We start from the raw sequence: 23,935 nt of genomic DNA on the forward strand, positions 1-23,935 counted from the left end.
TTTATCGCCTCGCTTTAATTCTCATTTAAGTTTCTTTTGTAATTTATAAAGGGTATTCATTGCCTCAAGCGGCGTCATTTCAAGGATATCCAGTGATTTTATATCATCCAGCACCTTTTTTTCCTTAGGTGAAGAAATCACTCTTCCTATAGGAGCCTCTTCCCCAAAGAAAGAAAGCTGTGCCTCATTGACGGATGTTACCGGGGCAGCTTCGGCAATAGGCTCTTTTACAGCAACAGGCTGTTCAGACATCGCCTTTGCCTGTCCATTTTCATTCTCTAGCTGCGCTAAAATAGCGGCCGCCCGATCTATTAACTGCTCCGGTAAGTCAGCTAGCTTAGCCACATGAATTCCATAGCTTTTATCTGCTGGCCCTTCTTTAATTTTATGAAGGAAAACGACATTTCCATTTTGCTCAATGGCACTGACATGGATATTTTTCAATTTTGGCAGTTCCGCTGCCAATACAGTCAATTCGTGATAATGAGTCGAAAAGAGAGTCTTTGCCCCAATTTCCTCATGAATATATTCAATGATGGCCTGAGCAAGCGCCATCCCATCATAAGTTGATGTTCCCCGCCCTATTTCATCAAATAATATCAAACTGTTTTCTGTCGCATTCGTGATGGCATTTCTTGCTTCAAGCATCTCGACCATGAATGTACTTTGACCGGAAATCAAATCATCTGCCGCGCCAATCCTAGTAAAAACCTTATCGAAAATAGGCAATTCAGCTATACTTGCGGATACGAAGCATCCAATTTGCGCTAGAATCGATGTTAGCGCAATTTGACGCATATACGTACTTTTACCAGACATATTGGGCCCTGTAATCAAGAGTAACTCCCGGTCTCCATCCATAAAGCAATCATTGGGGACATACTCCTGTGATTGAAGGACTTTCTCGACCACTGGATGCCGGCCTTCCTTCAGTACGATTCTTCGATCATCAGAAAAGACTGGCTTCACATAATGGCGTTCTTCGCTAATCGTAGCAAAGCACTGCAGCACATCCAGTTCACTGACGCCTTTCGCTAAATCCTGTAAGCGCGGGATATAGCTTTTGACCTCTTCACGAAGATTGAGGAATAGGTCATACTCCAAACTGATGCTTTTTTCTTCTGCTTGTAAAATCAAAGCTTCCTTTTCTTTCAATTCAGGCGTGATATAACGTTCGGCATTCGTTAAAGTTTGCTTCCGTTCATAACGGCCTTCTTCAAGCAAATGCAAATTGGCTCGTGTGACTTCAATGTAATAGCCAAATACACGATTATATCCGATTTTCAATGATTTGATCCCGGTGCGTTCCCGCTCTTCGCGTTCAAGCTGTGCAATCCAAGTTTTCCCGTTTCTGCTGGCATCCCTGTATGTATCCAGCTCCTTATGGAAACCGTCCTGAATGATATTCCCTTCCTTCACGGACAATGGCGGGTTTTCTACTAGCGCCGTTTCAAGCAAATCCGTCACTTCTTCGCAAGGATCCAATTTATCGGCCAGAATTGAAATATCCTGATTGGAAGCCATTGACTTCACGATTTCACGAATGATCGGCACCTGTTGCAATGAACGTTTCAGTTGAATCAAGTCCCGAGCGTTTACATTCCCGAAGGCCACCCTTCCGGCAAGCCGCTCCAAGTCGTACACTTCCTTCAGGCGTTCACGTAAGTCCTGCCGTTCGAAGTATTGATTTTTCAGGGTTTCAACAAGGCTTTGTCTCCGCTCGATCTGTTTTTTATTAATGAGCGGTCTATCAATCCATTGTTTCAGCATCCTTCCGCCCATGGCTGTTTTTGTTTCATCAAGCAGCCATAATAATGAGCCTTTTTTACCTTTGGAACGAATGGTTTCAGTTAATTCCAAATTGCGCTTGCTATAATAATCAATTTTCATATATTGTGATGTTTCATATGCAAGTACTGGCTGTAAATGATCCAGGCTGCGTTTTTGGGTACGGTATAGATAATTCAATAAACGTGAGGTCGTTGTCGCCAGTTTCTGGTCTTTTAACGGATGAAGCAATGCAACGAATGACTCGCTTTGAACCAAATTACTCTCTAGGGATAGGGCGGCAGCGCCCCGTTCTTGGAGCTTTTTTTTCCACTCTTCATTGAAATCCTCGGCAATGACCACTTCACTCGCACCAAGGATGGCAAATTCATTCAGAACTTCCTCGAAACTCTCAATCAAAGTGACTTTATTTTCCCCTGTCGATAAATCATTGTATCCAAAGCCAAACTGACCATCCGTGAAATGAGTGATGGTGGCAATATAATTATTTTCCTTTTCACGAAGACCCTTACTATCCATTTTCGTTCCCGGAGTAATCAGCTGGACAACTTCCCTGCGTACCACACCTTTGGCTTGCTTCGGATCTTCGGTTTGTTCACAGATAGCTACTTTAAAACCTTTTTCTATCAATATATCAATATAATTAGCAGCCGAGTGATACGGAATGCCGCACATCGGAATTCGCTCTTCACTACCGCCTTCTCGGCTCGTTAATGTGATTTCGAGCTCTTGGGATGCATTAAGTGCATCGTCAAAAAACATTTCATAAAAATCGCCTAAACGAAAAAATAAAAAGGCATCCTGATACTCTGCCTTAATTTTTAAATATTGCTGTATCATCGGAGTATATCCAGCCATTCCTTCAAAACCTTTCCAAACTAAAATCTATTACACATTTATGTCCTTCATTATAACATACAGGAAAGCAACATTGCCTGTATTCGAAATTGCATGGTAAATCAATTATCCTTTAAATTGTGAGCTAGCTGTATCTGCAAAGCCCTACGCACGGATAGGATAACATTACATCCCTATTTTTTTTCTCATTGCCAGTCCTGCAAGGGACTTGTCCCGCTTCAAATTAAATAAAACCGGATGAAGGGATTGTCATCCGGTATTAATTTCTATATTCTATTCGTCTTCGAATTCATCAAGGAAATCCGGATCTAAATCTTCGAAATCCTCATCATCGAAATCAGAGCCCCAGTCATCCTCACAGCGGCCATCTGGACTTACAGCGACACAAATTTTCGTTTCGCCGACGACTTCCACAAAGAATTCCCTTTCCACATGGACAATGATTTTTTGTCCACATGGGGAGATGCAAGCTTCTAAACAATTCGGCTGTTGGACAGCTTTTGCAACGATTTCATGGTCATCAAGACAATCGGGATCACGGTATTTCAGCGAAATAACGTCGGTATATTGCACTTTTTCAGTTACAACTTCCGTCTTCGAATTATGGTTATAAGAATACCAGACGTTGATTTCGTAGCTGCCGTGAATTTCTACCTTTTTGCCGACTTTCTTTGCATCGTATTTATGGTTGATGATCCAACAACCTAGAATGCTAGAAGGATGATGAGCCGGGCAAATGGTGTGAGAGGACTTTGTGAATTTACGTCCTTTTGCCACCACCGCTTTAGTAATTATCTCTCTATATTGTGACATGCTAGCGAACCCTCCTCATACAGTTTCCATTCATCCTATGCGTGGTAAAAGTCTAGTGTGCGTAGAATTTTAATTGTTTGAAAACTGCTGTAATGTTTTAAACCTAGGTTATTTTATGCGCAGGTTTTGGGATATGTGTCACGAATGGGCACTGTATAAGGATTTCCGCATATTAAAAAGCCCTTCTGAAATCAGAAGGGCTTTTTAATATTCATGAACAGCTTCCGCCGCCTGCTTGTACCTGTGAACCTGTCTCACCGCGAAGGACATCCCCTTCGGTCGATTCAATAATCAGGTCCGTCACCTTATTCGATACCTGTGATGAGACCATTTGTAACAGATCATTTACATCCACTTGGGATTGTTTGAATTCTTGCACGATCGGAAGTTCATCCAATTGTTTTTCCAGTGCATCAATTTTGGCCTGAACTTGACTGTATGCTTTCTCTTTGCCGTAATGCTGGAAGTTTACAGCCTGTTTTTGCAAGCTCTTGATGCTGGCAATCATTTCACGGATTTTTTGGTTTTCATTGATGTGAGCTTCTGCCCGTTTAAAGAAATCGACTTCTTCCGTGCTGGCGATCATTTCAGCAAGCTCGGCCGCTTTGTTCAGAATGTCATCTTTAGTATATTTAGTCATATTACTCCACCTCAATCGCCGTTGCTTCTTCAACCATATCCCCATTTAATGACCATGTTTTCGTTCCGGTGATTTTCACTTTTACGATTTGGCCAATAGCGGATTTTGGTCCTTTGAAGTTCACGAGCTTATTTTTCGTTGTATAACCTGCTAATACTTCCGCATTCTTCTTGCTTTCGCCTTCAACGAGCACTTCAACAATCTGTCCATCATACTCCTTCATTTTCAATGCGCACGTTTCATTGACAAGGGCATTCAAGCGTTGCAGACGTTCCTTTTTCACTTCCATCGGTACATTATCCTGCATTTTCGCAGCCGGTGTTCCCTCACGTGGTGAATAAATGTAAGTATATGCTGCATCGAAACCAACTTCGCGGTATAAAGACATCGTTTCTTCAAAGTGCTCTTCCGTTTCATTCGGATAGCCTACAATGATGTCAGTGGTTAGCGATGCACTTGGGATAGCTTCCTTGATCTTTTTTACTAGCTCTAAATATTGTTCGCGTGTATATTTACGGGCCATGATTTTAAGTGTGTCTGTACTTCCCGATTGAACTGGAAGATGGATATGGTCAACGAGATTTCCGCCTTTAGCCAGTACTTCAATCAAGTGATCATCAAAATCACGGGGATGGCTTGTCGTAAAACGAATACGCGGAATGTCGATTTTGCGGATTTCATCCATCAAATCGCCGAAACGATATTCGATATCCGTAAAATCTTTACCGTAAGCATTCACATTCTGTCCAAGCAAGGTTATTTCCTTGTAACCCTGTGCCGCTAAATGACGGACTTCTTGGATGATATCTTCAGGCCTGCGGCTTCTTTCTTTCCCTCTTGTGTAAGGTACGATGCAGTATGTACAAAACTTATCGCAGCCATACATGATATTGACCCATGCCTTCGTTTTTCCTTTACGCACTTTCGGAAGGTTCTCGATTACATCACCTTCTTTAGACCAAACCTCAATGACCATTTCCTTGGAAAGATAAGCTTCATTAAGAATTTGCGGCAGCCTGTGGATATTATGCGTTCCGAAAATCATATCTACAAAATGGTGCTTCTCTAGAATCCGCTTTACAACTGACTCCTCTTGTGACATACAACCGCATACCCCAAGCAATAGATCCGGCTTTTCCAATTTCAATGATTTTAAATGCCCCAATTCACCGAACACTTTATTCTCTGCGTTTTCCCGAATCGCACAAGTGTTTAGTAAAATGACGTTAGCATCATCCACCGTATCTGTCGGCTGATAACCAAGTGCCATAAAGATGCCCGCCATGACTTCTGTATCATGTTCGTTCATTTGACAGCCGTAAGTACGAATGTAAAACTTTTTACCTTCTCCCATTCCACGGAAACCTTCAGGAATTGCAAAGTCATCATGATATTCTACTTCTTCTTTTCCTCGCTTTTTTGCATCTTTTAAGGAAGGCGGAATATAAACGGCTTGAAAGTACTTACTGAAGTCCTTATCGGATTTTTTGTCCGCTGGATTCTCAGCCTGTACTTGTTGTGATTCTAATCGTTGTTTCTCGTTCATAGTTAATCTCCTTTCAAAATAGTTAGTTTATTTCTTTCACCAACTATTTCAAGACCTATCTTCAATTGGATTTATACGGATTCCTTTTTAAGAATTACCAGTAAATATTAGCTATTAAGTGTGATATATCCACATTATCATAGTATAAAGCTTTTAACAGCAAGAAACAATCATTCTGTCGTGGCTTCTTCAATTGTAAGGAATTTTTCACAAATACGGAAAATAAGAACATAAAAAGAGGCTATGACGAAATTAGCCTCTTCTTATCATTTTTGGATGACGCCTTCCCCTTTCAAGATTTTTCAAATGCAGACCATGCAATTTCCACCTTTTCAGATGTTTAAGGTATAAGGAGAACCTTACCACACTGACCTTTGATCATCAGTTCAAATCCCTTTTCAAAATCGCTAAGTGAAAACCGGTGGGTAATCATTGGTTTTACATCAACCTTGCCACTTTCAAGCAGACTTGAAACCTGTTGCCAGGTTGAAAACATCTTCCTTCCGGTTATCCCTTGGACAGTAAGACCCTTGAATACAATATCCTCTGTTATATTTAGCGTGACGGGCTTAGAAGGCAGACTTAGAATTGATATTCTTCCACCATTCGTCGCCATCTTAAACCCTTGTTGGATAGCTGCAGGATTACCGCTCATTTCGCAAACAACATCCACCCCATCCGCACTTGTAAGGCTTTTCGTGATTTCCAAAGGATCCTGTTTAATTGAATGAATGAGGTCTGTAGCACCCATCTTTTTGGCAAGCTGAAGTCGATAATCATTAATATCAAGAGCGATTACTTTATCAGCACCCGCGGCCTTTGCTACAGCAATCGCCATAAGCCCAATTGGACCACAGCCGATTATTGCCACCGTTTTACCCAGCACCTCGCCAGCTAGCACTGAATGGACTGCATTACCCATCGGTTCTTGGATGGTAGCCATATCGAGTGGCATATCACTTGGATTTTTCCATAAATTTTTGGCTGGCAGAGCTATATACTCTGCAAAGCACCCTTGTTCATCAACACCGATAATGTTTGTTTTTTTACAAATATGGAATTGCCCGGTTAAGCATTGCCTGCATATACCGCAAACTATATGTGTTTCGGCAGATACACAATCACCAACCGAAACATTGCTGACTCTTTCTCCTATCTCGATTACTTCCCCAGCAAATTCGTGCCCAAATACATATGGTGGACTCACCCTTCCCTGTGACCATTCATCCCAGGTGAAAATATGAATATCCGTTCCGCAGATCGAGGTCATTTTCACACGAATCAAGACCTCGTCATCACGAATATCCGGTATATCGACAACTTGTAATTGTGCCCCATAACCTCGGTGGTGTTTGACGACGGCTTTCATTTTACCTCTCAACATGTACATTCCCCCTGAAATAGGGCTGTTCTTTTTCATCTACCTTAATATGTAAAGATATGAAAAATCAATCACAAAAATACCATAATCGCTTTTGTACCGGCCTTTTTACATTAATAATGATGATTTTTGGGCATTCGTACATTTTTGTTAAATGGGTCATGTTTCTATAGCATCTTGTCCGCTCTCGAATAAGATATCTTGTAAAACAAAATTATGAAGGAGTGACTTATATGTCATGTGGATGCAATAATCATGATCGGGACCGCGATCGGGACAGAGATAACGATAGAATCGCAGACGATTTTTGTCGTGCTGTGAGGGGCTGTAATAGGCGCGACAACGATCGGGATCGGGATCGGGACCGCGATCGGGACAGAGATCGGGACAGAGATAACGATAGAATCGCAGACAATTTTTGTCGTGCTGTGAGGGGCTGTAATAGGCGCGATCGGGACCGTGATCGTGATCGTGACCGCGACCACCATTGTTGCAGAAGGAATCGTTGCAATTTCTTCGGATTCTAATTTAGAGAGTATAGTGATTCTCTCTACTTGAGCTTTCCAATTAATTACAAAAAAAAGGTTCACCCCATCTTTAGGGGTGAACCTTTTAACTTTTTACATAAATTCAGCAACAAGCTTATCAAAGTGCGCTTGATCTAGTGTCAGATCTGATTTATTTAACCCTTTTTCAGCATACCCTGGCACTAATTCCTGGTACGAAGGGCGTGAAGAGTCTTGATAAATAATCCCTGTCACAAGACTGTCATGTTGCATCAAAGTCTGCATGGCCTGTTCTTTATTTGATGAATCATAGCCTTCAATCGTGTTCAATTTAGTTAAGTTTTGTTTAAACCAATCATACGTATTGATCTTATTGTATGTTACGCAAGGAGAGAAAACATTGATAAAGGAGAACCCTTTATGGTTTATCCCTGCTTCAATGATCGCCGTCAGGTCTTTCAAGTCAGTGGAAAAGCTTTGGGCGACAAACGTAGCGCCAGCTGACAATGCTAATTCCATAGGTGAAACAGCCTGTTCTATTGATCCTTCTGGAGTGGATTTCGTTTTAAATCCAGCAGCGGATCTAGGAGAAGTCTGGCCTTTTGTCAATCCATAAATTTGGTTATCCATGACAATATACGTAATGTCGATATTACGGCGGATCGCATGGATGGTGTGTCCCATCCCGATTGCAAAACCATCTCCGTCACCGCCTGAAGCTATAACGGTCAATTCACGGTTGGCCATTTTAACTCCTTGGGCGATTGGCAGTGAGCGGCCATGGATGCCGTGGAAACCATATGACTTGATGTAACCGGATATACGCCCTGAACAGCCGATACCGGAAACAACAGCCAGATTCTCCGGCTCCAATCCTACATTGGCTGCCGCACGCTGCATGGCAGCCTGAACGGAGAAATCTCCGCAGCCAGGACACCAGTTAGGTTTTACATCATTCCGAAACTCTTTAAACGTTGCCATATTCGAACATCTCCTTGCATTGTGTGTGAATTTCATGCGGGAGGAATGGGTTGCCATCATATTTTAGGATGCTTTTAATTTTATTAACATGTCCGACATTCATCTTGATGATATTAGCCAATTGTCCAGTCGCATTATTTTCAATAACTACTACTTTCTTAGCACTTTGCACCAATGATAGGACTTCATCAGCTGGGAAAGGATGAATCAAACGGATATGTGCATGATTCACTTTCATTCCATCCGTTTCTAACCGGCCGATCGCTTCATCAATCGTCCCGCGTGTTGAGTTAAAGCCAAGAATTAATAAATCCGCTTCTTCATGCGGTGTGTTTTTGTATACTGGTATTTGGAATGTGTTAGTTAAATTATTCAGCTTACGCATCCGTTTATCCATTTGCAATTTGCGATTCAAAGCCGTTTCAGAAGGTCTGCCCGTTTCATCGTGTTCAACACCTGTAACATGGTGTATTCCATTTTTCATACCAGGCACTACACGTGGTGAGACTCCGTCTTCCGTTACTTCATAACGCTTGAAGTAAGATTTGTTTTCAGCCTCTTCAATTTCAAAGTCAACCAACTTTCCGCGTCTTATCTCCACTTTGCCGTAATCAAGCGGCTGAACCGTTTGTTTACCTAATGATAGCTGTAAGTCGGATAAAACGATAACTGGACATTGATATTCCTCTGCAAGGTTGAATGCTTCTGCCGTATCATAAAAAGCTTCCTCAACAGTACTCGGAGCCATGACGATTTTAGGTATTTCACCATGTGTACCATAAATCATCGCCATTAAATCGGATTGCTCCTGTTTTGTAGGAAGCCCTGTAGATGGACCGCCACGTTGAGTATCGACGATGACAATTGGCGTTTCGGTAATGCCCGCTAAACCAATCGCTTCCATTTTCAAGGAAAGCCCAGGTCCAGCTGAAGCTGTGATGGCACGCACACCGCCATAGTTTGCACCGATTGCCATTGTAGCCGCCGCGATTTCATCTTCAGTCTGTATGACCGTCCCACCAAATTGAGGAAGTTTTTTAATTAAGTATTCCATAATTTCCGAGGCCGGAGTAATCGGGTAAGCTGCCATGAAGCGGCAACCGCCTGCAACTGCACCTAAAGCGATGGCATCGTTACCGATCATGAACATTCTTTTTTGGCCGTCTGCCTTTTCCAGCTCCATTGCGCCCAGTTTTTCTCCAAGCAACACTTCCATTGCCTTATAGCCAGCAGTAATGGCATCCATATTCTTCTTAACGATTTCTTCACCTTTACGGCCGAATATTTCATCAACCACATCGTTGAATACGGAAATTTCCATTCCTAGAACAGCACATGTCGCACCGATGGCGACCATATTTTTCATTAATGATGTTCCTAATTCGGCTGCTATTTCCGTAAATGGAACAATATATAATTCTGCCTTTGTATCTTCTGGGCAGACAGGTTTGAATTTTGCATCTGCGATTATGATGCCACCCTCATGTAATTCTTTATAATTGACGTCAATTGTTTCTTGGTCAAAAGCAACTAAGATGTCTAAATCATCAGAGATAGCACGAGTTTCCGTAGTACTTACACGAATTTTGTTATTCGTGTGTCCACCCTTGATTCGGGATGAGAAATGACGGTAGCCATACAAGTAATAACCTAAGCGATTGAGGGCAATACAGAATATTTCTCCTGTACTTTCAATACCTTCACCTTGTTGTCCGCCAACTTTCCATGAAAGTTGATTGATCATGTCTTACACTCCTTTAGGACGTTCGTATATAAATGCATTTAACCGCACCTCTCTTCAGAACATTCATATGTATAATTAATCGTTCTAATTTAGAAAAGGTGTACTAAACGCTTTCAATTCTATCGGTTTAAGCATTAAATTGCAACCTTTTTGCTTTTATTTTTTATATTTTCAGAATATTCATTCATATCTATATAGTAAGAATTGAAAATCACTTAAGATATTACCTTATCAAGCGGAAAATTACGAGTGAAATTACCAAAAAGGAGACCTTTTACAAACTCACTGGAATAAAGCCTGTTCAGTTCATTGATTAAGTTATGATAATCCTTATATGACATTAAATTTTCTACCATATAATCGATTCCATCGAAGTCAGACCCTAATCCAATTTGTCTTTCCCCGCCCAAACTGCATATATGCTCTATATGTTTCAAGATATCCTTTATCGTAGCCGAATCACCATTTGCTAGAAATTGCGGGACAAAGGTTACGCCGATCACCCCATTTTTCTGCAAAAGGGCTTTTATCTGCCCGTCCTTTAAATTTCGCGGATGCGGACAAAGATGATAAGCATTCGAATGGGAGGCTATTGGGAATTTCGCCAAATTTAGGGTGTCCCAAAATCCAGCTTCAGATAAATGGGATAAATCACACCAAATTGCCTTCTCATTCAATAGCGCGACCACCTCCGTTCCAAATCCTGTCAAGCCGCCCCCTCTTGTTTCTAATGCCCCATCCGCTACCAAGTTAGCATAATTCCAAGTTAGACCTACGGATGACACTCCAAGCTGAATAAGGGTTTTCAGTTTCAACAAATCATTCCCAATGCAATCGCACCCCTCCAAAGTTAGCATTGCACCTATTTCCTTTTCTTTTAAATATTCGATGTCTGCCTTGGTCTTTATAAATTTCATTTCCGGCTCTGATAAAATCTTTTCATGAAAAATATCCACCATCGCCAATGCCGCTTGAAACCTCATATCAGGGTGGACTTTTTCAGGAATATATATGGCAAAACATTGGACTTTTCCCCCTTCATCCAATAAACCCCGCTTTGTTATATGTAATTTATCACTATTCGTAAAAGAAATATCCGGATCGATGAACATCTTCATCAGCACATCACAATGTGCATCAAAAATCTCCAATGTAATCCCCCTTTCCTGTACCTTTTTTATGATTATATATTCCATTATAAAGGGACACGGGTCTTTCGTCATTTGGATTTCACGACAAAAAAGAGCCTGCTCGCCATCTGACAAACAGGACACCCAAACATGGAATTATCTTGGTTCAATAATTAGTTTTATTGCCGTTCTCTCTTCGCCATCAATAAGTATATCTGTAAAGGCAGGAATACAAATCAAGTCAACTCCACTAGGTGCGACAAACCCTCTTGCGATTGCTACTGCCTTGACGGCTTGATTTAACGCACCTGCACCGATTGCTTGAATTTCGGCTGCCCCTCTTTCCCTGAGCACTCCCGCTAGTGCGCCTGCTACAGAATTAGGATTAGATTTTGCTGAAACTTTTAATATTTCCATTCCTAGTCCTCCTTGTTTTCCCTGCCGATTCTAACTTGGCTCAATAGTTATAACACTTTCCACTGCTACTATATTCATCAAGTAAAACTTGTATGACAAAGAAAACCGGGATTGTACACCATTTATTGATGAATGGAAAAACGGATGGCCAGTTTGCTGTCCATCCGTTCGAATCAATGATAAAAGGGATGATCTTCGTTGATCAGTATCCTTTCTATTTTTTTTGCCTTGCCGGTTTTATCATCAATTTCAAGGAGAACCCCACTTAATAGTGTCCGCCCCTCTTTTGGCACTTCGAAACGAACAGGAAGGCTAGTTAGGAACCGATGGATGACTGCCTCTCTTTCCATACCAAGGATGCCATCATATGGTCCTGTCATGCCTACATCTGATATGTAAGCGGTGCCTGCAGGTAATATACGGTTATCGGCTGTCTGGACGTGTGTGTGTGTACCGACAACGGCTGTAACCTTCCCATCCAGGAACCACCCCATAGCTTGCTTTTCACTTGTAGCTTCACCATGAAAATCGACAAAGATAATTGGTGTCTTTTTTTGAGCCTCCGCCACGAGTTCTTCCGCCTTTTTGAACGGACAATCCAAATCCGGCATGAACGTTCTCGCTTGTAAATTGATGATCGCTATTTCATACTGGTTCAATTTTAAAAATTTCATTCCTTCTCCAGGTGCCCCATCTGGAAAGTTTGCTGGACGGACGAGATACTTCGCTTCATCAATAAAATTGAAAATATCACGATTATCCCATGTATGGTTTCCCATGGTCACTGCCTGCGCTCCCCACTCTAAAAAACTGCGGTAAATCTTTTCTGTAATTCCCCGGCCACTTGCTGCATTCTCGCCATTGATGACCGTGATATGCGGACGATACTTTTCTTTTAACTTAGGAAGGTATTCTTGGATCATGTCACGACCAGGAGACCCCACTACATCTCCAATAAATAGCAATTTCATTGTAAAACCCTTTCTAGATTCACCTAATTATATGAATTATTCAAGTATGTATTGTAACATAATTTGGGGTAATTATAGGAATTACGCTTAACGATTCATATCGGAAAAAGAAAAAACGAAGCGGTTTGCACCACTTCGTCTTTCATTAACAATTATTTGGCGTATTCGACTGCTCTTGTTTCACGGATGACCGTGACTTTTATATGACCTGGGTAATCGAGCTCTTCTTCAATCCTTTTCCGGATATCACGTGCGAGTCGATGGGCCGAAAGATCATCAATCTGTTCTGGTTTCACTAGAATCCGCACTTCTCGCCCGGCTTGAATCGCAAATGATTTTTCCACTCCATCATAGGATTCGGAAATTTCCTCAAGTTTTTCAAGTCTTCTAATGTAATTTTCAAGCGTTTCACTTCTAGCTCCCGGTCTTGCAGCTGATAATGCATCAGCGGCAGCCACAAGCACTGAAATGATGGAAGTTGGTTCCGTATCGCCATGATGTGAAGCGATGCTGTTAATGACAGTTGGATGCTCTTTATATTTGGTTGCTAATTCAACGCCAATTTCAACGTGACTGCCTTCCACTTCATGATCAATCGCTTTCCCAATATCATGCAATAAACCTGCACGACGGGCAAGAACTTCATCCTCTCCAAGCTCAGCGGCCAGTAAACCTGAAAGCTGGGCCACTTCAATTGAATGTTTAAGTACGTTTTGCCCATAACTGGTACGGAACTTCAAACGTCCTAGTATTTTGATGAGATCTGGATGGAGACCGTGAACTCCAACTTCAAAAGTTGTTTGTTCACCAATTTCACGAATATGTTCATCTACCTCACGTCTTGCTTTGTCAACCATTTCTTCAATACGAGCCGGATGAATCCGTCCGTCCTGAACTAGTTTCTCAAGAGCCAAGCGTGCCGTTTCCCGTCTAATTGGATCGAATCCAGATAAAATGACAGCTTCAGGAGTATCATCAATAATAAGGTCAATACCTGTTAGCGTTTCTAACGTCCGGATGTTTCGTCCTTCACGTCCGATTATCCGTCCTTTCATTTCATCGTTTGGAAGATTTACTACAGAAACGGTGGTTTCTGCAACATGATCAGCCGCACAACGCTGAATGGCAAGAGAAAGGACTTCTTTTGCTTTTTTATCAGCTTCTTCTTTGGCACGGGTATCACTTTCTTTAATCATAAGCGCTACATCGTGAGCCAGCTCGTTTTCCATTCGGTCTATAATGATTGCTTTAGCTTCTTCACGAGTTAAACCGGAAACACGTTCAAGCTCTGTTTGCTGCTTACGAACCGTCTCGTCCACTTTGCTTTCCATCTCTTCAATATGCTGTTGTCTTTGGTTTAGAGAATCTTCTTTTTTCTCCAAAAGGCTTTCACGTTTGTCTAACGTTTCATCCTTGCGGTCCAGATTCTCTTCTCTTTGCAATAACCGATTTTCTTGTTTTTGTAATTCGTTCCTTCTTTCACGGGCTTCCCGATCCGAATCGGCACGAACTTTATGAATTTCATCTTTTGCTTCCAACAAGGCTTCTTTCTTAAGTGCTTCCGCTTCACGTTTTGCATCCTCAAGGATGTGTTCTGCAGAGCCCTTTGCCCCTGCTATTTTACTCTCAAATTTTGATTTGTGAATAAAATAACCAACAACTGCACCGACGATTAGGCCAAGCAAAGTGAAGATGATTGTCATGGGTTCCATCGTTTCACCTCCCCTTGCTATGAACTTTTTACATAAAATGTTGAACTGTCGGCAAGTACATTGCACATAAATTCAATATACAGCACTTAATTTTCAAAATTTTAGTTTGAAAAATTGTAAAATATACATATTAATTGTATAGTTGAGAATTTTTATTGTCAAGCGTTTGTCCCTTATGTATCAATGATTATTCAAGTTTTCTTAATATCAACCATCATAATGTACAGCATTCATTATGGAAGAAGTCTGTAAATCTGATTTCAATGCCATTTAATCCGCTGAAAATTCCGCACTTTTCTCAAAATATATAGAAAAGGCCTAAGCTTCGCTTAGGCCTTTTCCAAATATCATTAATCAAGCAATTCAAAATGCTCTTCTGTTTCATTTTCTTCTGGTGGTAATTCATGCTCTCCATCGAGATTATAGTGATCTCTGATTTTCTGGGAAATTTCCTGAGCGATATCCTTATTTTCTTTCAAGAACAGCTTCGCATTTTCGCGGCCTTGTCCGACACGCTCTTCATTGTATGAATACCACGAGCCGCTTTTAAGGACGATATCAAGATCTGCACCCATATCGATGATTTCACCTTCCTGGGAAATCCCTTGACCATACATGATGTCAACTTCCGCTTGACGGAATGGTGGAGCAACCTTGTTTTTTACAACTTTGATTTTCGTTTTATTACCGACGATTTCATTACCTTGTTTTAATTGTTCCGCACGGCGCACTTCCAGACGAACAGTTGAATAGAACTTCAATGCCCGGCCTCCCGGAGTCGTTTCAGGATTCCCAAACATAACACCGATTTTTTCACGGACTTGGTTAATGAAAATGGCAATGGTATTTGATTTATTAATGGCACCAGACAGTTTTCTTAGTGCCTGAGACATCATCCGGGCTTGAAGACCCATATGGGAATCTCCCATTTCGCCTTCGATTTCAGCTTTAGGAACAAGTGCTGCCACCGAGTCAATGACAATAATATCCACCGCTCCACTTCGAACTAACGCTTCAGCGATCTCCAAGGCTTGTTCACCCGTATCAGGCTGTGAAAGCAGTAACTCATCGATATTCACACCAAGCTTTTCTGAATATGCCGGATCTAAGGCATGCTCGGCATCAATGAATGCAGCCGTGCCGCCAGTCTTTTGCACTTCTGCAATAGCATGTAATGCAACAGTCGTTTTACCGGAGCTTTCAGGTCCATATATCTCAATGACCCGGCCTCTTGGATATCCGCCTACTCCCAATGCTACGTCCAATGCTAAAGAACCGCTTGAAATCGTTGAAATCCTACGATCAGACTGTTCCCCAAGTTTCATAATGGAACCTTTACCAAATTGTTTTTCAATTTGTTTTAACGCCATATCTAAAGCCGCTTGACGATCACTCACTCAATTTCCTCCTCTATATTCAAATAATCGGCTGTCCGATTAAAGGTGTACTTACGTTAGCAATTATTTGAGATCAAGGTTTGTATCCTGTCTCAAAACCTATCTTTACTATATACTCTTTTTACTATTTTGCCAAGCAAAAAGTCGAACATTCATTCGTTTTTTTCTTTCGGGATACTCTTTGTAAATAAGCGCTTTATCTTTAAGGAAAACTCCATTTCCTTTCACTTACTCCCTAAAAAAAACATTTTCATTGAATTAACTTTTTTCCTTTTCCCCTATTTTTCAAGAAACAAACTTCTAAAACCAAATAAAAAGCAGAGCTGTAAAAAAGCTCTGCTTATAGCGTTTATAAATCCCTTAATAGGTAATGACAGCCGTACTTCACACTCCGAATACGGTTTTGCGCCCTGCTTCCGGAAAGGTTCAACTCCTTAAAATGAGTGTTTCCATCCCGATAGGAAATGCCAATAAACACTGTCCCCACAGGCTTGCCTTCTTGTTCATCCGGCCCTGCAACACCCGTAAAGCTTATGCCTACATCCGCATCGAGCATGCTCCGGACATTAGAGGCCATTTCCATTGCACACTCACCGCTGACCACCCCATACTCAGATATGGTATCATCACTGACGCCGAGGACATTAGACTTCGCATCATTCGTATAGCAGACAATTCCGCCTTTGAAGACTTTACCGGCGCCCGGGATGGTTGTCAGCTGTTCTTGGAACATCCCTCCGGTCAAGCTTTCAGCTGCCGCAATTGAAAGCTTGCGGACTGTTAGTTCTTTTACAAGTTCCTTTATTAGCGAAGTATTATCACTTCCATAATGGAACTTACCGACCCTGCTAAGAATTTCTTTTTCCGCTTTTAAAATAAGCTCTTCGCATTTTTCTTTAGAAGAGTCTTTAGCGGTGATCCTTAACGTCACTTCCCCTTCGGCTGCCAGCGGAGCAATTGTCGGATTCGTTTGATTGACAAGGAGATCTTCAATCACCGTTTCCAGCTCAGCTTCACCTATACCGTAGAACCGAAGAACCTTGGAATCGATCCGTTCATGCTTTTCCAATTTATTCATGATCTTTTCATAACCATAACTTAAAAACATCGGCTCCATTTCACTTGGTGGACCAGGAAGAAGCATATATGTAATCCCAGATTTGGACAATACCATTCCCGGTGCCATCCCTTGATCGTTTGCCAACACTTCACTGCCTTCTAAGACAAGGGCCTGCTTTTTGTTGTTTTCCGTCATCGGCCGTTCCCGTTTTTGGAAGTAAGCTTCAATGGATTGCAAAGCTTCATCATTAATAACGAGCTTTTTCCCAATATGGCGAGCAATCGTTTCTTTCGTTAAATCATCTTTGGTGGGACCAAGTCCACCGGTAAAGACAATCAAGTTCGCCCTCGATTCAGCGATTTCTATAGCTTGTTGTAAACGGCGGTCGTTATCCCCGACCACAGTATGGTAAAAAACGTTGATCCCCATTTCCGCAAACTGCTGCGATAAGAATCTTCCATTAGTGTTATTGATTTGTCCTAAAAGAAGCTCTGAGCCCACTGCAATGATTTCTGCATCCATCTTTTCAAAACCACCATTCGTTTTACTTTGAATTAACAAATACTTCTTTGTTTTTTATAAAATAATCCAAACCTGACCAGATTGTAAAGATTAATGCAATCCATAATGCGATATTAGCAAATGGAAGTGAAATGAGGGCAAATGGGAGGTTATGCAGCAATAAAGCCGAAATGGAAACAATTTGTGCCCAGGTTTTAATTTTACCAAGCTGGTTCGCTGCAACCACTTCCCCTGTACCCGCTAACACCAAACGCAATCCGGTGACGGCAAACTCGCGACTTATGATCACGATGGCAATCCAAGATTGACCGTACATTAAATCTAGATCAACCAAAACGATTAAGGCAGCCGAAACCAGAAGTTTATCAGCCAATGGATCTAAAAATTTCCCTAAATCAGTAATCATATTATATTTTCTGGCAAAATGGCCATCGATCCAATCCGTAGTGGAAGCGATAATAAAGAGGATGGCTCCAGCTAGGTGCGCCACTGGCAAACTGTATTCTCCCCAAGTCAGCGTCCCCCATGAAAAAGGAACGAGCATGATGATTAAAAATACTGGTATTAAACAGATTCTTGCTACTGTAATCTTATTAGGCAGATTCAAAACTTTTACCTCCAAAATTTACGCCTGCCATTTGGGCAATGCGTCTTAGATCTAAATTAATGCTTATATGTATAATTTAACTCAAAATCCAATCTTATATGCCGGGTAAACCATTTCCCGCCGGCCTTACTATTATATAGAGCAAAAATAGTCATCTATAAGATGACTATTCGGCTTTCGTAAATTGTATCGTAACCAATTGCGTATTCACTTCAGTCGGTGAAATGGAATACTCCAGCTTCTCATCATTCACATAAATCTCAGTTTCATAAGCTCTGCCTATATTGATGACAGCTTCTTTTTCATTGGTGAAATCAATTTCCTGGCTTTTGTCCTTGTCGATAGTGCCCTGGAAAAGTAATTTACCTTCACCATTTTTTATGCCGACCCATGTTGAGCCTTTGGAGGTCACCTTTAATTTAAAGGTATCGGTATTTTTTAATTCATACGTACTATTTTTACCGCTGGAACTGGTGACGGCAAGTTTTTGCTCTTTCTTTTCATTTTTGACAACTGCATCATCTTCATTCTTCTCATCAGATGAATCTGATTTTTCTTCATTCTGTTTTTGATCTGCATTCTCTTCTTCTTTGTTAAAATCTTCACTTTTATTGTAACCCACGGCATCGCTCTGTTTAGCATCCTTTTTATCATCGTTATCCGGGTTACTCATATAGTTCAATACCAGCACCCAAATCAATACGGCAGCACCAATGACTAGAACGGCAGCCAAGATCTTCGGTAACATTTCTACAACCTTTGAATCTCCTGCCGGTATAGTTTTCCGGGATTGGACCCTTGAAAGCTGTTCTGGCAATTCCTCGCTGTATACCGATGGTACTTCACTCTTATATTGTTCGAAAATCTCTTCTGAATCCAATCCGACCGCTTCACAGTATTGCTTGATGAATGCCCGTACATAGAACTTTCCAGGCATCATACTGTAATTTCCCTCTTCAATGCCAATGAGGTAACGCTTTTGAATCTTTGTTAATTCCTGCAAATCTTCTAAGCTAAGACCTTTGGCTTCCCTAGCTTCCTTTAATCGATTACCTAACTCAGTCAAATAAAACACCTGCCATTTTAAAAGTCAAAGGAACCAAAATCGGACCCTGAAAACTGGTCTTTTTGGTCGACAACTTCATATGTTATTTCTTCTTCAGGACTGTTTCGCAATTCAATAATATAGTCAAAGTCTTCGAGGGTATACTCCGTATTTTGGACAAAAACATCAGGATGTTCAATTACTTTGACAGCATCAAGCCTCATTATTTCGCGAATCAACTGCCAATGACGCTCATTTGCACGGCGAGTGGAAACAATTCCATCTAAAATAAACAAATTATCATTATTATATTCATCCTCAATAAGCTGACTGCGGATAGTCTGCTTTAAAAGGGTCGATGACACAAACAACCATCTCTTATTAGCACATACACTCGAGGCTACGATGGATTCAGTTTTTCCGACACGGGGCATCCCTCGTATCCCAATTAATTTATGACCTTCCTGTTTAAATAGCTCGGCCAGGAAATCGACAAGCAAGCCTAGTTCATCACGAACAAACCTAAAGGTGTTTTTCTCATCGGCATCGCGCTGAATATAACGTCCATGCCTGACAGCGAGGCGATCACGCAATTTAGGTTCCCTAAGCTTAATGACCTTTATCGTATCCATCGTACGGAGGATTGACTCGAATCTTTCTATATTACGGCTGTCTTTCGCCAACAAAAGTAAACCACGCCTGCCTTCATCGACCCCGTTAATGGTGATGATATTAATGGAAAGCATACCCAGAAGGGATGAAATATCCCCTAATAAACCAGGACGGTTGACTTGAATTTCATATTCAAAATACCATTCTTTATTATCCACGATAACACTCCTTAAGCCTAAAAGCTTTTACCCTACTCAGGGGCAAAAAACTTATCCATCGTAAATTTCAAGGTCTGAACACTTTAATATTAATTGTCTAGCTTCTATAATATAGCATTTCGTGATAAGTTAAAAGGAAAAACCCTAGAAAAATATTCATTTTTATATAAGAGGTTAAATACTCACCCACTTCAATCCAAAAGGCCCTGTTAATTAATAACAGGGCCTTTTGGATTGATATTTTACTTCGTTCCATTGTTCTCGACTAACTTGACCATAACACTTGCCATGGCATGCTTTTCTTGATCACTTGCGACCGACCAAAGATCAGCAAGCACTTTTTCTTGATCATTCTGAGGCTCAACCTGATTAGCCAGGTAATCACCGATTTCGAAAGCCAAGTTGTTAACAGCACTTTCTGACAAACCTTGTTGTTCACCTTGATTTAATCTGTCGCCTAAGAAATTTTTCCATTGATCCCAATTGTCCAGTACAGACATGAATGGTCACCCTTTCCTTCAAAATAGTACATAGATATTTTGTGAAGGAACCGAGAAAATTATACATGTCTAAAAAAAATCATGTGTACCATCCGCCATTTACGCCTAAGATTTGCCCGGTTATATAAGACGACTTGTCGGAAAGCAAATAGTATACGGCCTCGGCGACTTCTTTGGAATGCCCCATCCTGCCCATCGGGATATCGCCTTTGATGATCTCCAGATCTTCTGCACTGAATGATTCGAGCATGGAAGTGGAAATCGCACCGGGGGCAACGGCATTCACCCGGATTCCATTAAGCGCTACTTCTTTGCTAAGCGCCTTGATAAAAGCATTTTGACTGCCCTTGACCATAGAATATAATACTTCACAAGATGCACCTGTCTGCCCCCAAATCGATGTGACCGCAACGATGGCAGCCTGTTCTTGGTACATAAGCTTTGGAAGCAGTTCCTTTGTTAATTGGAAAGGGCTCGTTACATGCAGCTGGACCATTTCATTCACGATTGTCTCATCCATGTCAGATATAAGCCCATAATAGCTATTGCCGCTATTAAGGACGATTGCATGGAGGGCAAAAATACTTTCCGCCAATTTCTTGTAGCCGTTAGGTGCAGCCAAATCCGCTTGAACCGGAATAAGTTCGACTTGATGCGGCTTCAGTTCTTCAATCAGTTCAAGTATCGCTTTTTCATTGCTGTTATAATGTAAATAAAGTGAGTAATTCTCCTCGGCGAGCTTTATAGCGATTTCCCTGCCGATTCCCCCACTGGCTCCAGTAATGAGGGCAAAACGTTTCCCCACATTCCCGCCCCCTTTATATTATTTAGGAAGTACCTGGCAGACAGTCATCCGTTGATCGGATATTAAGTCCTTGGCGACCTCCCTGATATCTTCGATCGTTAGTTTTTCCAATACCGATACAACATCGAACAGGTTCATATCATTGAATGCATATCTGGTGAATTGATTCGCTATATACTCCGGCGAATTCAGGGAACGAAGGAAAGAACCGATTTTTTTCTTGATTGTCCTTTGCAGGCTTTCTTCATTCAGGCCGGTTCCGGCTTTTGATTTTTGCAGGATACCAAATAAAGACTCTGTCAACTCATCAGGTTTGGCACTGTCCCCGCCAATTAACGCAAACCCAAAACCTTGTTCCTGTGTATAATCATAAGAGAAGCTTTGATCGATTAACCCTTCCTCATATAACTCCTCATGCAAAGGTGAACTCTTGCCAAACAGCATTTCCAAATAAATATTGGTCGCCAATTCCCTTTTCAAAAGCTGTAAACCGGATTGGTGCACATTGATGGCCTTGATGCCCAGCATCACTTTTGGTGTCTGGACATTCATCCTTAAGACTTCCTTATCCTTGGCAACGGCTTCCGGCTCCTCGTCAAATTTACGTTCCACTGCTGGTTGTTCGTTATACCCTTTATTATTTTGATTATCCCGAATCAGTTTCATGGCACTTTCGACATCTACCGGTCCTACAACGAACAGGAGCATGTTGCTAGGATGGTAAAACGTATTATAACATTCGTAAAGCATATCCTTCGTAATATCTGCAATGGATTCCACAGTACCGGCAATATCGATTTTCACTGGATGTTGATGATACATATTGGCTATCGTCCCGAAATATAATCGCCAGTCTGAATTATCATCATACATATTGATTTCCTGCCCAATGATTCCTTTTTCCTTCTCTACCGTCTTTTCCGAAAAGTAAGGATCCTGGACAAAGTCAATTAAGGTAGTTAGATTCCTATCGAAATCGGACGTGCTTGAAAATAAATAAGCTGTGCGGGTGAAAGAAGTAAAGGCATTTGCAGATGCTCCCTGTTTTGAAAATTGCTGAAAAACATCACCATCTTCCTTTTCAAATAGCTTATGTTCAAGAAAATGGGCAATCCCATCAGGTACTTTAGAGAATTCCGTTTCATTCAATGGTTTGAAATGGTTGTCGATTGAACCATAATTCGTAGTGAAAGTCGCAAATGACTTATTGAACCCACTTTTCGGAAGAATATATACTTCGAGACCATTATCCATTTTTTCATGGAAAAGTTCTTCTTTCAATTGAGTGAATGCTATTTTATCCATTACCCTTGCACCTCCGCTTCCGTTAGGAAATAAATCGTATCAAGCTGAATCTTTTGACCAACTGCAATGATTTCTTCCTTTGTCGTCCGCTCTGTTTTTGCAAACCACTCGTCAAGTGATATATCCTGCCCGGAAACCACATTATGATATAAAATTTCCACAAGTCCTCTTGAAACGTCAATGGTTTCAAGGAGTTGGTTCTTAACGACCGCCTTTGTCTGTGCCAGTTCTTCTTCGGAAAAGTTCCCTAGCTTCATTTCCTTCATTTGTGCATGAATGATATCCAATGCCTGCTTGTAGTTGGCATTTTCAATGCCGGCCATGACCATTAAAAGTCCTTTATGACTTTCGAGCCTTGAAGCTGCATAATAAGCAAGGCTGGCTTTCTCCCTGACATTAATGAAAAGTTTTGAATGTGAAAAGCCGCCAAAAATCCCATTGAATAGCTGAAGAGCATAATAATCCGGATCACCGTATGCAACTTGGGTTCGGTAACCGATATTCAATTTCCCTTGTTTCACATCCGAATTCTCAATGATTTCTTTTTCCTTCTCCACTACCTTGCCCGTCTCCCTTGGCAGTCTCACAGGCACTCGTTCTTGCAACGACACATACTTGTCAGCTAGAGCCACCACTTCCGATTCATCGATGTCACCGATTACATATAAATCGATTTCATCCTCCGTCAGCATTTTTTTATAATAGGCGAAAAGGGATTCTGGAGTTATCGTTTCCAAGTCTTGAAGATTACCGCTCGCTTCTAAAGCATATGGTTCGTTTTTACACATTTCCTCTACAAGGCGTGTAGCTGAATATCGCATTTTGTCATCGGAAATGGATTGAATCCGCTGTTTTAAAGAACGGATTTCATTGGAAACGGTTTTAGAGTCAAAGGCTTCGCCGTTCTTCTTCGGATTAAAGATCACCTCTGATAATAACCCAAAAGCCTTTTCGAGAAGCGGGGTTGAATCACTAAGGAATTTTTCATTGACGATATCGATCGTAAAACTTATGATTTGATATTCTCCTTTTTTAGCTACATCGACATAAAACCCTGCTCCATATAAATCATCAAGATAAGATCGAAGCTCGGGTGTTGTAGGATATTTACTTGTATTGCTCTGTAACACATATGGCAGCAATGCACGATATGTAACGTCCTCTTTTGTCAACGGGGCTTTCATCTTCAGCACGAGAGTATTCGTTTTATATTTATCCGTCCGGACCACATGAAGCTTGTAGCCGCTTTTTTCCGTAATTGTATCGGAAGCAATAGACATGAATAATCCTCCTCATTATATAAATCACCTTTATTCGCTTATTGTTTGTAGATTGGAACTCTTTTAAACATCTACTTAAAATATACATGTGAAAGGA

The 23,935-nt window shown here is 41.2% G+C and carries 21 protein-coding genes; all 21 read right to left on the minus strand.

The genetic code is table 11. From position 1 onward, the window contains the following. Positions 1-21 precede the first annotated feature (21 nt). Positions 22-2,646: a DNA mismatch repair protein MutS gene (gene mutS, locus Q8G36_RS05350; protein ID WP_305159461.1), complete on the minus strand. Its 2,625-nt coding sequence runs from the start codon at positions 2,644-2,646 to the stop codon at positions 22-24. A 273-nt stretch (positions 2,647-2,919) separates the two neighbouring features. Continuing rightward, a complete protein-coding gene (locus tag Q8G36_RS05355) occupies positions 2,920-3,459 on the minus strand; it encodes an outer spore coat protein CotE (protein WP_192204090.1) in 540 nt (179 codons plus the stop codon). Between the two features lie 211 nt (positions 3,460-3,670). After that, complete coding sequence (locus Q8G36_RS05360; protein WP_034313499.1) at positions 3,671-4,099, minus strand: RicAFT regulatory complex protein RicA family protein; 429 nt, start codon at positions 4,097-4,099, stop codon at positions 3,671-3,673. Between the two features lies 1 nt (position 4,100). Next, complete coding sequence (gene miaB, locus Q8G36_RS05365) at positions 4,101-5,645, minus strand: tRNA (N6-isopentenyl adenosine(37)-C2)-methylthiotransferase MiaB (RefSeq protein WP_305159460.1); 1,545 nt, start codon at positions 5,643-5,645, stop codon at positions 4,101-4,103. 340 nt (positions 5,646-5,985) lie between these two features. Beyond that, positions 5,986-7,026, minus strand: a complete 1,041-nt coding sequence (gene tdh / locus Q8G36_RS05370; RefSeq protein WP_305159483.1) for an L-threonine 3-dehydrogenase — start codon at positions 7,024-7,026, stop codon at positions 5,986-5,988. Positions 7,027-7,262: 236 nt separating this feature from the next. Then, positions 7,263-7,616 (minus strand): hypothetical protein, encoded by a 354-nt coding sequence (locus tag Q8G36_RS05375; protein ID WP_305159459.1) that lies wholly within the window; start codon positions 7,614-7,616, stop codon positions 7,263-7,265. 30 nt (positions 7,617-7,646) lie between these two features. Continuing rightward, on the minus strand, positions 7,647-8,513 hold the full coding sequence (locus Q8G36_RS05380; protein ID WP_305159458.1) for a 2-oxoacid:ferredoxin oxidoreductase subunit beta: 867 nt from the start codon (positions 8,511-8,513) through the stop codon (positions 7,647-7,649). Then, on the minus strand, positions 8,500-10,257 hold the full coding sequence (locus Q8G36_RS05385) for a 2-oxoacid:acceptor oxidoreductase subunit alpha (RefSeq protein ID WP_305159457.1): 1,758 nt from the start codon (positions 10,255-10,257) through the stop codon (positions 8,500-8,502). The genes Q8G36_RS05380 and Q8G36_RS05385 overlap by 14 nt, the downstream gene beginning before the upstream one ends. 215 nt (positions 10,258-10,472) lie before the next feature. Then, positions 10,473-11,453 carry a dipeptidase gene (locus tag Q8G36_RS05390; protein WP_305159482.1) on the minus strand — a complete coding sequence of 327 codons (981 nt, stop codon included), beginning with the start codon at positions 11,451-11,453 and terminating at the stop codon, positions 10,473-10,475. Between the two features lie 90 nt (positions 11,454-11,543). Beyond that, a complete protein-coding gene (gene spoVS / locus Q8G36_RS05395; RefSeq protein WP_029281188.1) occupies positions 11,544-11,804 on the minus strand; it encodes a stage V sporulation protein SpoVS in 261 nt (86 codons plus the stop codon). A gap of 173 nt (positions 11,805-11,977) precedes the next feature. Beyond that, positions 11,978-12,775: a TIGR00282 family metallophosphoesterase gene (locus tag Q8G36_RS05400; protein WP_305159456.1), complete on the minus strand. Its 798-nt coding sequence runs from the start codon at positions 12,773-12,775 to the stop codon at positions 11,978-11,980. Between the two features lie 152 nt (positions 12,776-12,927). Next, a complete protein-coding gene (rny, locus tag Q8G36_RS05405) occupies positions 12,928-14,487 on the minus strand; it encodes a ribonuclease Y (RefSeq protein WP_063231807.1) in 1,560 nt (519 codons plus the stop codon). A gap of 350 nt (positions 14,488-14,837) precedes the next feature. Then, positions 14,838-15,884 (minus strand): recombinase RecA, encoded by a 1,047-nt coding sequence (gene recA, locus Q8G36_RS05410; protein WP_305159455.1) that lies wholly within the window; start codon positions 15,882-15,884, stop codon positions 14,838-14,840. Between the two features lie 349 nt (positions 15,885-16,233). Then, positions 16,234-17,466 carry a competence/damage-inducible protein A gene (locus Q8G36_RS05415; RefSeq protein ID WP_305159454.1) on the minus strand — a complete coding sequence of 411 codons (1,233 nt, stop codon included), beginning with the start codon at positions 17,464-17,466 and terminating at the stop codon, positions 16,234-16,236. A gap of 22 nt (positions 17,467-17,488) precedes the next feature. After that, positions 17,489-18,073: a CDP-diacylglycerol--glycerol-3-phosphate 3-phosphatidyltransferase gene (pgsA, locus tag Q8G36_RS05420; RefSeq protein WP_034313524.1), complete on the minus strand. Its 585-nt coding sequence runs from the start codon at positions 18,071-18,073 to the stop codon at positions 17,489-17,491. A 166-nt stretch (positions 18,074-18,239) separates the two neighbouring features. Then, a complete protein-coding gene (locus tag Q8G36_RS05425) occupies positions 18,240-19,139 on the minus strand; it encodes a RodZ domain-containing protein (RefSeq protein WP_305159453.1) in 900 nt (299 codons plus the stop codon). Between the two features lie 17 nt (positions 19,140-19,156). Next, complete coding sequence (locus tag Q8G36_RS05430; RefSeq protein WP_305159452.1) at positions 19,157-19,948, minus strand: DUF3388 domain-containing protein; 792 nt, start codon at positions 19,946-19,948, stop codon at positions 19,157-19,159. 242 nt (positions 19,949-20,190) lie between these two features. Further along, a complete protein-coding gene (locus Q8G36_RS05435) occupies positions 20,191-20,448 on the minus strand; it encodes a DUF3243 domain-containing protein (protein WP_305159451.1) in 258 nt (85 codons plus the stop codon). Positions 20,449-20,527: 79 nt separating this feature from the next. Continuing rightward, a complete protein-coding gene (gene ymfI / locus Q8G36_RS05440; RefSeq protein WP_305159450.1) occupies positions 20,528-21,253 on the minus strand; it encodes an elongation factor P 5-aminopentanone reductase in 726 nt (241 codons plus the stop codon). An 18-nt stretch (positions 21,254-21,271) separates the two neighbouring features. Further along, entirely contained in the window at positions 21,272-22,558 is a 1,287-nt protein-coding gene (gene yfmH / locus Q8G36_RS05445) for an EF-P 5-aminopentanol modification-associated protein YfmH (RefSeq protein ID WP_305159449.1), read from the minus strand. Continuing rightward, positions 22,558-23,838, minus strand: coding sequence for an EF-P 5-aminopentanol modification-associated protein YfmF (yfmF, locus tag Q8G36_RS05450; RefSeq protein WP_305159448.1), 1,281 nt, complete (start codon positions 23,836-23,838; stop codon positions 22,558-22,560). Before yfmF ends, yfmH begins: the two co-directional genes overlap by 1 nt. Positions 23,839-23,935 lie beyond the last annotated feature (97 nt).

Origin of the sequence: Peribacillus frigoritolerans (genome assembly GCF_030676415.1) — a bacterium.
Taxonomy (GTDB): Bacteria; Bacillota; Bacilli; order Bacillales; family DSM-1321; genus Peribacillus; species Peribacillus frigoritolerans_A.

Bases quoted from the DNA above. Each gene is read 5' to 3' on its own strand.
- Q8G36_RS05390 (WP_305159482.1), bottom strand. From the start codon at position 11,453: ATGGAATATATAATCATAAAAAAGGTACAGGAAAGGGGGATTACATTG.
- yfmH (WP_305159449.1), bottom strand. From the start codon at position 22,558: ATGGATAAAATAGCATTCACTCAATTGAAAGAAGAACTTTTCCATGAA.
- Q8G36_RS05380 (WP_305159458.1), bottom strand. From the start codon at position 8,513: ATGGCAACGTTTAAAGAGTTTCGGAATGATGTAAAACCTAACTGGTGT.
- spoVS (WP_029281188.1), bottom strand. From the start codon at position 11,804: ATGGAAATATTAAAAGTTTCAGCAAAATCTAATCCTAATTCTGTAGCA.
- Q8G36_RS05415 (WP_305159454.1), bottom strand. From the start codon at position 17,466: ATGGATGCAGAAATCATTGCAGTGGGCTCAGAGCTTCTTTTAGGACAA.
- miaB (WP_305159460.1), bottom strand. From the start codon at position 5,645: ATGAACGAGAAACAACGATTAGAATCACAACAAGTACAGGCTGAGAAT.
- Q8G36_RS05400 (WP_305159456.1), bottom strand. From the start codon at position 12,775: ATGAAATTGCTATTTATTGGAGATGTAGTGGGGTCTCCTGGTCGTGAC.
- rny (WP_063231807.1), bottom strand. From the start codon at position 14,487: ATGGAACCCATGACAATCATCTTCACTTTGCTTGGCCTAATCGTCGGT.
- Q8G36_RS05435 (WP_305159451.1), bottom strand. From the start codon at position 20,448: ATGTCTGTACTGGACAATTGGGATCAATGGAAAAATTTCTTAGGCGAC.
- Q8G36_RS05355 (WP_192204090.1), bottom strand. From the start codon at position 3,459: ATGTCACAATATAGAGAGATAATTACTAAAGCGGTGGTGGCAAAAGGA.
- mutS (WP_305159461.1), bottom strand. From the start codon at position 2,646: ATGGCTGGATATACTCCGATGATACAGCAATATTTAAAAATTAAGGCA.
- yfmF (WP_305159448.1), bottom strand. From the start codon at position 23,838: ATGTCTATTGCTTCCGATACAATTACGGAAAAAAGCGGCTACAAGCTT.
- Q8G36_RS05360 (WP_034313499.1), bottom strand. From the start codon at position 4,099: ATGACTAAATATACTAAAGATGACATTCTGAACAAAGCGGCCGAGCTT.
- Q8G36_RS05385 (WP_305159457.1), bottom strand. From the start codon at position 10,257: ATGATCAATCAACTTTCATGGAAAGTTGGCGGACAACAAGGTGAAGGT.